Source organism: Arthrobacter sp. AL05, from assembly GCF_029960715.1.
Lineage (GTDB): Bacteria > Actinomycetota > Actinomycetes > Actinomycetales > Micrococcaceae > Arthrobacter.
The window spans coordinates 1-282 of record NZ_JASBRC010000068.1 but is presented as its reverse complement, the minus strand read 5'-3'; the positions used below and the strand labels follow the sequence as shown (position 1 = coordinate 282).

The following is a 282-nucleotide window of genomic DNA, read 5'->3' as shown; positions in this document are numbered from 1 at the left end:
GGACATGAAGACTTATTTCTGTCCCCACGCTTTTTAAACCTCGTGTTAGTAAGTGGGTAGCTCCCATCCAGAGTTTAATTGTGCCAAAGGGGTGCTCAACAATTTGCTTGCGATGAAGCATCAATTCAGGTTCATTCTTTAGCTTTTGAAGCATTTCTTCTGTCAGAATCTCATGCACCCACCGCCTTATTCGCCTAGGGTCTTTTTTAGAGTTAGTGCACTGACTTCTTATTTTACAATCTCGACAAGCAATGTGATTGAAGTAAACATCAAGGTATTTAC

1 protein-coding gene is annotated in these 282 nt (G+C 40.8%); it reads right to left on the bottom strand.

The window, feature by feature from the left end; all coding sequences use genetic code 11:
* A partial coding sequence (locus tag QK287_RS18475; protein WP_282361144.1) for a transposase occupies positions 1-282 on the bottom strand: 282 nt, incomplete at both ends.